Genomic DNA, 9,378 nt, shown 5'->3' with positions numbered 1-9,378 from the left:
ATTTCAGCCGCGCCGAGCGGTCGGCGACATACTCGCCCTGATGCTCGTCGGCACGCGGCACGATGAAGCCGTCCAGCCCGTTGGCTTCAAGCCATTGGCGCAGGAGCGCCACGCGCGGTTTGCCGACGGCCGGGTCGCCGGCGGAATCGAAGGTCTGGAACATTGTGGGCCTCCTGATATCGGCGGGACCGTAGCCTATGGACTGGGAAATCGGAATCGATTTCCGGCTGCGCGCAACCTGCTACAGCATCGCTGGACTGACAACCGGGGGAACTTGGTCCAAGCTCGGTCGGTCCCGGGCTCAATGCTTGAGGTGGATCGTCACCCAGCCCTCGCGGTGCAAGGTTCTGACGTGGCGAAAATTCTGGCCGACATAGGCCGAGATGACGGCGTCGCGCTGGCGGTCGAGGATGCCTGACAGCACGATCGAGCCGCCGAGCGCGATGTGGCCAGCCATTTGCGGCGCCAGCCGCATCAGCGGCCGTGCCAATATGTTGGCGACGATGAGATCGAAGGGCGCGCGCTTGCCGAAGACCGGGTGGTGAAAGCCCGGCGCGGTCACCGTTTCCACCAGTGCCTTGACGTGGTTGAGCCGCGCATTGGCGGCAGCCACCCGCACCGCCACCGGATCGATGTCGGTGGCCAGCACAGGAATATGCGCCAGCTTGGCGACGGCGATCGCCAGCACCGCGCTGCCGGTGCCGAGGTCGAGCGCATTGCGCGGATGCTCGCGCCGGACCACTCTTTCAAGCATTTCCAGGCAGCCGGCGGTCGTGCCGTGGTGGCCGGTGCCGAAGGCCAGGCCGGCCTCGATCTCGATGGCGATCTCGCCGCTGTGGCGCTTGCGGCGGTCATGCGCGCCGTGGACGAAGAAACGTCCGGCACGCACCGGCTTCAGCTCTTCCAGCGAATGCGCCACCCAGTCGATGTCGGGCAGGGCCTCGCGCTCGATCGGCTTCGACAGGGAAAGGCCGGCAAGGATGTCGTTCAAGCGGGTCTCGACCGCATCGACGTCGCCATCGGCATAGAGCGACACTTCGTGGATGTCCTTGTCCTCGTCGACCTCCAGGACGGCGATCGGCAGCCCTTCTTCCTCGAAGGCTGCCTCAAGCGCCGCGAAAATGCTGACGGACTCGGTCTTTCCGGTGGTGAAGTAAAGGCGCGTCTGGGTCATGAAATGGTAATCAGCCTTTCGCCGCCAGCCGCTTCAGCTTGGCGATGGCCGTATCGGCGCTTTCGCCGTAGGCGATGGTGCCGGCAAAATCGCCATTGGCGTTGAGCAGCAGCACCGAGGCGGTGTGGTCCATCGTGTAGTCGCCGTCGCCGGTGTCGACCTTCTTCCAGTAGATGCCGAACGACTTGGCCATGGCATGGACCTTGTCGGGAGCGCCCGTGATGCCGATGATACGGTCGGAGAAATTGCTGACATAGGCGTTCATCACTTCCGGCGTGTCGCGTTCGGGATCGACCGAGACGAAATAGGCATGCAGGTTCTTGCCGTCGTCGCCGAGCGTCTTCAGCCAGCCGGCCAGCTCGAACAGCGTGGTCGGGCAGACCTCGGGGCAATGGGTGAAGCCGAAGAAGACGACGCTGGGCTCGCCCCGGAAGGCGGCTTCGGTGATCGGCGCGCCTTTCTGGTCGACCAAGGTAAACGGGGCGCCAAAAGGCTCGCCGCCATAGTGGCCGCGGTACCAGTCGAAGGTCAGCCAGCCGATGCCGGCCGCCATCAGGACGAGAATGCCGACCAGGATAGAACGCATCATCAGAAAAGTCCGTCCGCAGAAATAGCCGCGCCGGCTCAATGCCGCGCCTGTGCGACAGTCTTAGCGGTTCGGCCCGGCACAGGCAAAGTGCCGCGTTGCCGCAACCGCAGTGGTGTCGACTCATCTGCTTGCAAAGCCGGGCTGCTCGCCCCACCTGTGACCGGCAACTCGAACCGCAGGAGGCTTTTTTGCCAGGACTGATTGGGCACGGATTGATTGGGCGAAAACTGATCGGCGGCGCATTAGCCGCGTGCGTTGTCCTTGGCGCCGGGGCCGCCGTGGCCGAGGAAGTCGGCAAGGTCGGCGTCGACTGGCTCGGCAACGACATCATCGTCGAGGCGATCAAGGACCCAAAGGTGGAGGGCGTGACCTGCCATGTCTCCTATTTCGATCGCGGCATCATCGATCGCCTGCACAAGGGCAACTGGTTCGAGGATCCATCAGATTCGTCGATCTCCTGCCGCCAGACCGGCCCGATCACGATCGGCGACATCGACATGAGCGAGGGCGGCGAGGAGGTGTTCAAGCAAGGCATCAGCCTGATCTGGAAAAAGCAGGTGGTGAACCGCATCTACGACAAGCCCAATGAGACGCTGATCTATCTCTCGCATTCGCGCCAGGTGCAGAACGGTTCGGCCAAAATGTCGGTCACCACCGTGCCGCTCTACGGCCAGAACGTGGTGTGGAGCAAAGGCAAGCCGCAATAGGCTGCTTAGTTCCTTCGGGAGCCGGACGGACGAATGGTCCCGCTGCGGGACCATTCGTCCGGCGAATCCTTGCTGGGAGACGATCTGAGGGACGATTGGTCCCGCTTGCGGGACCAATCGCCTAGGCGTAAAGCCGCCGGCATGGAGCGTTCCGAAAACCTCGTCCCGAAAGACCCCGAGCCGCGTATCCATCCGACCGCGGAGCTGAAGGCGTGCAAGCTCGGCCGCAATGCCTCGATCGGCGAGCGGGTTGTGCTGCGCGAGGTGAATGTCGGCGACTTCTCTTATTTTGAGCGCCACTGTGAAGCGATCTACACGACGATCGGGAAATTCTGCTCGATCGCCGCCAACAGCCGTATCAATGCGCTGGAGCATCCCATAGAGCGGCTGACCCAGCACAAGCTCAGCTACCGGCCGAACGAGTATTTTCGCTGGCTGGGCGTCGATGCCGCCTTCCGCGAGCGGCGGCAGGCAAAAGCCGTGACCATCGGCCATGATGTCTGGATCGGCCACGGCGCGGTGATCATGCCTGGGGTCGCCATCGGCAACGGTGCCGTCATCGGCGCCAACGCCGTGGTGACGCGTGACGTGCCGTCCTATGCGATCGTCGCCGGCGTGCCGGCGAAGGCTCTCCGGCCACGCTTCACTCCGGATATCGCGGCGCGGATCGAAGCTCTCGCCTGGTGGGACTGGCCGGTCGAAAAGCTGGCCAGAGCGGTTCCCGACATGCAGGCCATGCCGATCGAAGCGTTCCTCGACCGCTGGGAAAACGACGCCGTCTGACCAGTTCAAGTGCGTAGCGTTGAGACGGAGTCGGGCGACGCGCTTCAAGGCCCGCCGGACTGAAACCCCTTCCGCCATGCGGGGGTGGCGCAGCGGAAGGGGTGGAGTTAAACCGCTGTGAAGCGGAAGGAACAGGCACTCTCGCCTGCAGGGTCATTGTGACATTGGACCCATAAGGTGTGTTTTCCAGGCTATTCTCCCTATGCGTGTAGGCAATTGTACCTGGAGGTATTTGCTTGCATCGGGAACCTGAAACGGTCGCTGATTGTTCTCATCGCGCCGCAGCGTTGAGGATTTCGATAGATGGAAAAGCATTTCACCAAGGTCGCCAACTGGGTCGCCCGCATAGCCGGCCTGCCGCCGACATTCGCCCTCTGTTGCCTGATCGTCATCGTCTGGGCGGTGAGCGGTCCGTTCTTCGGCTTTTCGGACACCTGGCAGCTCGTCATCAACACGGGCACGACCATCATCACCTTCCTGATGGTCTTCCTGATCCAGAACACTCAGAACCGCGACGGCGCGGCGATCCAGGCCAAGCTCGACGAACTGATCCGGGTCGGCAAGGGCCACAACCACTTCATCGGCATCGAGCATCTGACCGAATCCGAAGTCGAGGAAATCCGCGCCAAATGCGAGCGTGCTGCAAAGCGGCATGACGAACAAATCGCCGACATGGCGGCGAAGAAGGTTGTGGCGAAAAAGCGCGGGTCGAAAAAGCAGGCGGCCTGAAGATCAGTTCTTCATGAACGCCGCGAAACTGTCCTTGTGGTCCGGGTGCCAGCGCGACAGGGCTGGGCGGTTCTCGATGATGTCGCCGATCGCCCAGGCCATGCGCTTTTCATCCAGCGGGCGGGCCGCCTCATTGTCCGGGCACAGGATGTAGAAATCGCCTCTGGTCAGGGATTCCAGCATGAAATCCACAACCTGTTCGCCGGTCCAGGCCCCGGCCGGTTTTTCCGTCGCGCCCTCGGTCAGACCGGTAAAGGTGAAGCCGGGGATCAGCAGATGGGCAGCGACATGGGCGCCGGGTTCGTTGCGCAACGCATGCGACAGGCCCTCGGTGAAGGTTTTCACCCCAGCCTTGGAGACATTGTAGGCAAGATTGCCGGGCGGCGTGGTGATGCCTTGCTTGGAGCCGGTGTTGACGATCAGACCCGGCCCGGCCGAGGCCAGCATGCGCGGCGCGAAGGCCTCGACGCCATGCACGACGCCCCAGAAATTGATGTCCAGCAGCCGTTTCCAGGAATCGCGGTTTTCCCATGGCTTTCCGGGGTTGTCGCCGACGCCGGCATTGTTCATCAGCAGCGACACGCCGTCGAAGGCGCCGAACGCCCTCTCGGCGAGGCGGTCCACCTCATCCGCCTTCGAAACGTCGGTGGCGACGGCAAGCACGGCATCGTCGCCGGCAATCGCGGAAACGGCGCGCGAGGCTTCGTCAAGCCGAGCGCCGCCAATGTCGGCCAGCACGATCTTCATGCCCAGCAGTGCAAGCCGCTTGGCGGCCGCCAGACCGATGCCGCTGGCGGCGCCGGTGATAACGGCGGCATTGCCTGGGGCAAGCGCGGGCAGGGCGGTCTGGATCTCGGCGTCGGTGATCATGGGCGATGGGTTCCTTGTTCGATGGCGCCGAACTTAGCGCCGGAACCGGCCGGCGCAAGCCTCTGCCCGCCTTGTCGGGTTGACCAGTTCGGTCGAGGCTGCGCATGTTGCCCTTTGCCTCCGCAAAAGAGATTTTGCCCTGGGGACAAAAAAACTTCAGCCTTGGGGACAAACGGAGATTTCCTGATTGACGGACTGGGTTGCAATCCTGAAAGAACAGACCGCCATTGGCGACCAGATGGGCCGCGAGGTGCCGCAGATGCTGGCCAACCCCGACATCAGCGAAACGCAGGTGAAGACGCTCTTTTCCGCCCTGGAGAAACAAGCCGAGTTCGTCGAAAAGCTGCGTATGGCGCTGGAAAAGTTCGGCCATGATTTCTCGATCATCAAGGCCGCGGAACGGCTGGAGGAGCGCTATGCCGACCTTGCTGCATCGGTGGCGGAAAAACTGAAAGCGATGCGCCGTCGGTGAATGCCTCGACCCTGCCTTTGCCCATGGATCCACCTTTGCCCGCGGTGATTGTCGAAAGACAGTAAACGTCAGCGGGTGTTGAAGAGCAATAGGCGGCAACCGGGAAATTCCTCAACCATGTCCAAGAAAAATCCGGCATCAGTCCCGCTGGCCAGAACAGTTACGCCGCCCACCTGTTGACTTTTCTTGGCTTGGCCGCTCCCTCTTGCAGGGCAGTCTTGGCCGACGCAGATGAACGGCCGGATTCGAATGGAGGGACTGATGAGATCTCGTTTTCTGCTTGTGTTCGCGACCATAATGGCCGGGGTCTTCGGGACGTCCGCCGCAGCCTTCGCTTACAGCGCCCACACCACGACCAATCTCAATGTCCGTAGCGGGCCGGGAGCGGGATATGCCAGGGTCGGAACGCTGCCCGGCGGCTTCAGGGTCAATGTCACCGGCTGCCAGCCGGGCTGGTGCAGAATCCATGGCGGCGGCGTGAGCGGCTGGGCCAGCTCCGGTTATCTCGAACGCTCCCAAATCGTTCGCCCTCCAATCATCATCGTGCGTCCGCCGCATCGGCCGCCACACTGGCACAAGCCGCACCGTCCTCCGCACCATCGGCCGCACAGGCCACGTCCCGGCAAGTGCAAGATCGCGCCCGGCTTCTCCTGCAAATAGGTTCATTTGCGCCGGGTCTGGCGTGACGGGCAGGGCGGCAATCAATTGCGGCCCTGCCGCCATGTCCATGGCCTGACGGGTACTTCAGCCGTTCGGTGTTTCAGGCGAAAGATGCGCGCGTCCGCGTGGCACCCCAAGACCGGTGTCCGGCGGCTCGCCGGCTGCCGGTCTGTTCTCGATCATGTGCGTGGTGCGCCAGCGGCCGAAACGGTAGTAGGCCGCTGCCAGTACAAGCGAGCTGATCGAACCCACCGGGAAACTCCACCACAGCGCTTCCTCGCCGATCACGCCACGCATGAAATAGGCGAAGCCGGTGCGCACGACCAGCACCGAAATGACCAGGATGATCAGCGGCGGCATCACGGCACCCGTGGCTCGTACGGTGGCAAACAGCACGATGGTTATGCCGAACAGAATGAACGACCACGAGGCGACATTGTTGATGTGGACGGCGATGTCGATCGCCGCGCTGTCGCTGCTCAGGAACAGGCTCAGCACCGAACGGTCGAAAACCGACAGAACTGCAACCAGTGCGCCGGTCAGGACCAGGTTGAAGCCGACACCGGAGGCGGCGATGCGGCCGATCCGGTCCCAGCGCCCGGCGCCGACATTTTGCGCCGCCATCGAGGACACCGCGGCGCCGATGGCGAGCGCCGGCATCTGGATATAGGTCCACAGCTGGGCAGCGATGCCGTAGGCGGCGGCGACCTGTGAGCCGTAGGAATTGACGATGCCCATCACCGTCAGTGCCGCCGCCGAAATGACGATCATCTGCAGACCCATCGGCACGCCCTTGACGACGACGATGCGAAGCAAGGTGGGATCGGGCCGCAGCAGGGCGAGGTTGGCGCCGGCCAGTCGCAGCGGATGCCTGCGCACATAGAGCACGATCAGGATGGCGATCACGCTTACCGTCTGGCCGATCAGCGTGGACGTGGCGGAGCCCGCGATGCCGAGTTCGGGAAACGGTCCGATGCCGCGGATGAGCAATGGGTTGAGCACGATGTCGAGGACGACGGCCAGAGCCATGAAGAAGAAGGGCGTGCGTGAATCGCCGGCACCGCGCAGCACGGTCATGACGAAGGACAGAAGGTTCATCATCGGCACGGCGACGAAGATGATGCGCAGATAGGAGCGCGCCAGCGGCAAGGCATCGGCCGGTGTGCCGAGCGTGTTGAGAATGGCGTCGACCCAGATCCAGCCGCAGACCGCGAGGATAACGGAAACGAGGAAGAAGAACGTCGCGCTGGTGCCGACGATGCGGCGCGCCTCGGGCAGGTCGCGGGCACCGACCGACTGGGCCACCAGGATGGTGGCCGCCATGCCGGTGCCGAACACGGTGCCGAGGATCAGGAACAGGACGAGGTTGGCGTTGGAGGTGGCGGTCAGCGCCGATTCGCCGAGGAAACGGCCGACCCAGACGGCGTTGATCGAACCGTTGAGCGACTGCAGCACGTTGGAGCCGAGCACCGGCAGGGCGAACAGCAAGAGCGTGCGCGGGATCGGGCCGCTGGTCAGGTCGCCGGTGCGCCGGCGCGGGGGATTTTTTTCGTCCATGGCGGGCAGCTCGGCGAAGGCTTGTTTCAAGTCGCGTCCGCGATGATTGCCGATACAACCGAACACAGGTTGTGCCTTGATCTAATCATGTTCTCAAAGCGTCCGGAATGGGATATTGATCCTCGATGCGTGGGGCCGCATTCCTATCAGATCTTGGATAAGCCGGGGGGGTCATGTCCGATATTCCGCTGTTTTCTGTGCGCCTGAACCGGCGCGCGTTTCTCGGCGCATCCGCTTTGGGCGCCCTGGCTGTTTCGGCGTGTACAACAACAAACGTGGCGCCGCCGCCGCCGGATGCAGCACCGCCGAGCGATCCGGCTTTCGGCGATGCCGCAAGCATGTATGCGGCGCGTGTCGACGAGGGCTATCAACTGCCGGCAATCCCGGTTGCCAAGGTCGATCCGAAATTCGTGCGCCAGATCGTGGCTGATCCGACCGGGGAGAAACCGGGCACGATCGTCGTCGATACGTCTGAGCACTTCCTCTATCTGGTGCGCGACGGCGGCACAGCTATCCGCTATGGCGTCAGCCTTGGCAAAGCCGGTTTCGGATGGACCGGCAGCGCCGTGGTCCAGGCGAGGAAGAAGTGGCCGGTCTGGACGCCGCCGCCGGAGATGATCCAGCGCCGGCCGGAACTGGCGAAATACAAGGACGGCATGCCGCCCGGCCCGCAGAGCCCGCTGGGCGCCCGCGCGCTGTATCTGTTCCGCGACGGCAGGGACACGATGTACCGGCTGCACGGCACGCCGGAGTGGGATTCCATCGGCAAGAACGCTTCGTCGGGCTGCGTGCGCTTCATGAACCAGGACATCATCGACCTCTACAGCCGCGTCAACGGCCCCGCTCAGGTCTTCGTGCGTCCCAACCTGTCGGCCGCCGGCAAGATCATGGCCGTGTCGAGCAAAACCGCCGAGCCGATCGATGCGGGCGTCCCGAAGGACGCGGAGTTCTTGAAGTAAGTCTTCTCAATCAATCTGCCTGAAAAACACCAGCAATAGTGCTCCGGGCGGACGCGCCAAGCGCGCCCGTCCGTGCAGTGGTCGTTACTTCTTGGCCAGACCCGGCAGCGTGACCTGATAGACCAGGAACATGGTGTCGACATTGGCGCCGTCTTCGGCCTTGTAGGGCGCGCCGACCTGAAAACCGTCCTGGGCGAGGAAGTCGTTGTCGTTGGCGACGAACAGGAAGTAGTCGTCGGGCAGCTTCGCATCGAGCACGCTGACCACCGACATCGCCTCCCACTTCTCGGACAGGTTATCCTGGTCGTTGGGCGCGCCATTGTGCAGGCCGAAGCGGCCGAGCTCGGCACTGTCGTTGATGTCGATGAATGGCGTCAGCTTGGCCGGTGTCACCGATGGGTCGACGATGCCCTTGGGGGCGACCGGCTTGTCAGCGGCGTCGAAGGCGCCGCCGGCGATGTCGGTCGCGGTGGATAGGTCGACGACGTTGACCTGGCGATAGAGCGAGGCATCGCCCTTCAGGCCCTGGCCGTTGCCGCTGTCGCGCGCCAGCATCAGGAAGGTCTTGTCGGAGAGCGCCACGATCTCACTCTGCGCGGCGACCTTGGTCTTGCCCTTGGCATCCTTGAACACCGGCAGCGGCACGACATATTCGTGCGCCAATTTGAGGTGGGCGAGGTCGGACGCGTCATAGACCAGCGCCCTGGTGTTCTGGCGGGTCGAGCCGGAATCGCCGCCGTCCTGCCTGGCCGCCGACTGCAGCACGGCGATCAGGAACTTGCCGTCGGGCGTCATCGCCATGCCTTCGAGGCCTTGATTGTTCTGGCGGCCGGTGTCGGGATCCTTCGGATCGGGCTCGGCGGCACCGGGTCCCGGAT

Annotated in this window: 11 protein-coding genes; 6 read left to right on the top strand and 5 right to left on the bottom strand. The window is 63.5% G+C overall.

Translation table 11 applies throughout. The features are described 5' to 3' along the window. Positions 1-301: 301 nt before the first annotated feature. Both EOD15_RS21445 and EOD15_RS21440 read right to left on the bottom strand, forming a co-directional pair. Complete coding sequence (locus EOD15_RS21445; RefSeq protein WP_127269252.1) at positions 302-1,174, bottom strand: 50S ribosomal protein L11 methyltransferase; 873 nt, start codon at positions 1,172-1,174, stop codon at positions 302-304. Between the two features lie 10 nt (positions 1,175-1,184). Further along, positions 1,185-1,763 (bottom strand): SCO family protein, encoded by a 579-nt coding sequence (locus tag EOD15_RS21440; RefSeq protein WP_127320445.1) that lies wholly within the window; start codon positions 1,761-1,763, stop codon positions 1,185-1,187. Positions 1,764-1,951: 188 nt separating this feature from the next. On the opposite strand from EOD15_RS21440, the gene EOD15_RS21435 reads away from it, so the two are divergent. From EOD15_RS21435 to EOD15_RS21425, 3 genes are all read left to right on the top strand, one after another. Further along, positions 1,952-2,470: a CreA family protein gene (locus EOD15_RS21435; protein WP_127320444.1), complete on the top strand. Its 519-nt coding sequence runs from the start codon at positions 1,952-1,954 to the stop codon at positions 2,468-2,470. Between the two features lie 141 nt (positions 2,471-2,611). Continuing rightward, positions 2,612-3,253, top strand: a complete 642-nt coding sequence (locus tag EOD15_RS21430) for a DapH/DapD/GlmU-related protein (protein WP_127320443.1) — start codon at positions 2,612-2,614, stop codon at positions 3,251-3,253. 303 nt (positions 3,254-3,556) lie between these two features. Beyond that, complete coding sequence (locus tag EOD15_RS21425; RefSeq protein ID WP_127320442.1) at positions 3,557-3,982, top strand: low affinity iron permease family protein; 426 nt, start codon at positions 3,557-3,559, stop codon at positions 3,980-3,982. 3 nt (positions 3,983-3,985) lie between these two features. Here EOD15_RS21425 and EOD15_RS21420 read toward each other — a convergent pair whose 3' ends face one another. Next, positions 3,986-4,852: an SDR family NAD(P)-dependent oxidoreductase gene (locus EOD15_RS21420; RefSeq protein WP_127320441.1), complete on the bottom strand. Its 867-nt coding sequence runs from the start codon at positions 4,850-4,852 to the stop codon at positions 3,986-3,988. Positions 4,853-5,039: 187 nt separating this feature from the next. Here EOD15_RS21420 and EOD15_RS21415 point away from each other — a divergent pair, with 187 nt between their 5' ends. Together EOD15_RS21415 and EOD15_RS21410 are read left to right on the top strand one after the other, a co-directional pair. Then, positions 5,040-5,324, top strand: a complete 285-nt coding sequence (locus EOD15_RS21415) for a hypothetical protein (protein WP_127320440.1) — start codon at positions 5,040-5,042, stop codon at positions 5,322-5,324. A gap of 261 nt (positions 5,325-5,585) precedes the next feature. Beyond that, on the top strand, positions 5,586-5,984 hold the full coding sequence (locus EOD15_RS21410; RefSeq protein ID WP_127320439.1) for an SH3 domain-containing protein: 399 nt from the start codon (positions 5,586-5,588) through the stop codon (positions 5,982-5,984). Between the two features lie 84 nt (positions 5,985-6,068). Here the strand turns inward: EOD15_RS21410 and EOD15_RS21405 are convergent, their stop codons facing one another. Further along, on the bottom strand, positions 6,069-7,571 hold the full coding sequence (locus tag EOD15_RS21405) for an MATE family efflux transporter (protein WP_245463728.1): 1,503 nt from the start codon (positions 7,569-7,571) through the stop codon (positions 6,069-6,071). Between the two features lie 143 nt (positions 7,572-7,714). Between EOD15_RS21405 and EOD15_RS21400 the strand changes: the two genes are divergently transcribed. Further along, positions 7,715-8,500: a L,D-transpeptidase gene (locus tag EOD15_RS21400; RefSeq protein WP_127320438.1), complete on the top strand. Its 786-nt coding sequence runs from the start codon at positions 7,715-7,717 to the stop codon at positions 8,498-8,500. 84 nt (positions 8,501-8,584) lie between these two features. Here the strand turns inward: EOD15_RS21400 and EOD15_RS21395 are convergent. After that, positions 8,585-9,378 (bottom strand): esterase-like activity of phytase family protein (locus EOD15_RS21395; protein WP_148129599.1); only part of this gene is annotated, 794 nt, incomplete at its 5' end.

This window comes from Mesorhizobium sp. M7A.T.Ca.US.000.02.2.1 (assembly GCF_003996995.1).
In the GTDB taxonomy this organism is placed as follows: Bacteria; Pseudomonadota; Alphaproteobacteria; order Rhizobiales; family Rhizobiaceae; genus Mesorhizobium.
The sequence above is the reverse complement of the archived record's forward strand: the minus strand, read 5'-3'. Positions and strand labels throughout refer to the sequence as shown.

Excerpts from the sequence above, each read along its gene's own strand:
- EOD15_RS21445 (WP_127269252.1), bottom strand. The coding sequence starts at position 1,174 with ATGACCCAGACGCGCCTTTACTTCACCACCGGAAAGACCGAGTCCGTC.
- EOD15_RS21440 (WP_127320445.1), bottom strand. The coding sequence starts at position 1,763 with ATGATGCGTTCTATCCTGGTCGGCATTCTCGTCCTGATGGCGGCCGGC.
- EOD15_RS21430 (WP_127320443.1), top strand. The coding sequence starts at position 2,612 with ATGGAGCGTTCCGAAAACCTCGTCCCGAAAGACCCCGAGCCGCGTATC.
- EOD15_RS21425 (WP_127320442.1), top strand. The coding sequence starts at position 3,557 with ATGGAAAAGCATTTCACCAAGGTCGCCAACTGGGTCGCCCGCATAGCC.
- EOD15_RS21420 (WP_127320441.1), bottom strand. The coding sequence starts at position 4,852 with ATGATCACCGACGCCGAGATCCAGACCGCCCTGCCCGCGCTTGCCCCA.
- EOD15_RS21410 (WP_127320439.1), top strand. The coding sequence starts at position 5,586 with ATGAGATCTCGTTTTCTGCTTGTGTTCGCGACCATAATGGCCGGGGTC.
- EOD15_RS21400 (WP_127320438.1), top strand. The coding sequence starts at position 7,715 with ATGTCCGATATTCCGCTGTTTTCTGTGCGCCTGAACCGGCGCGCGTTT.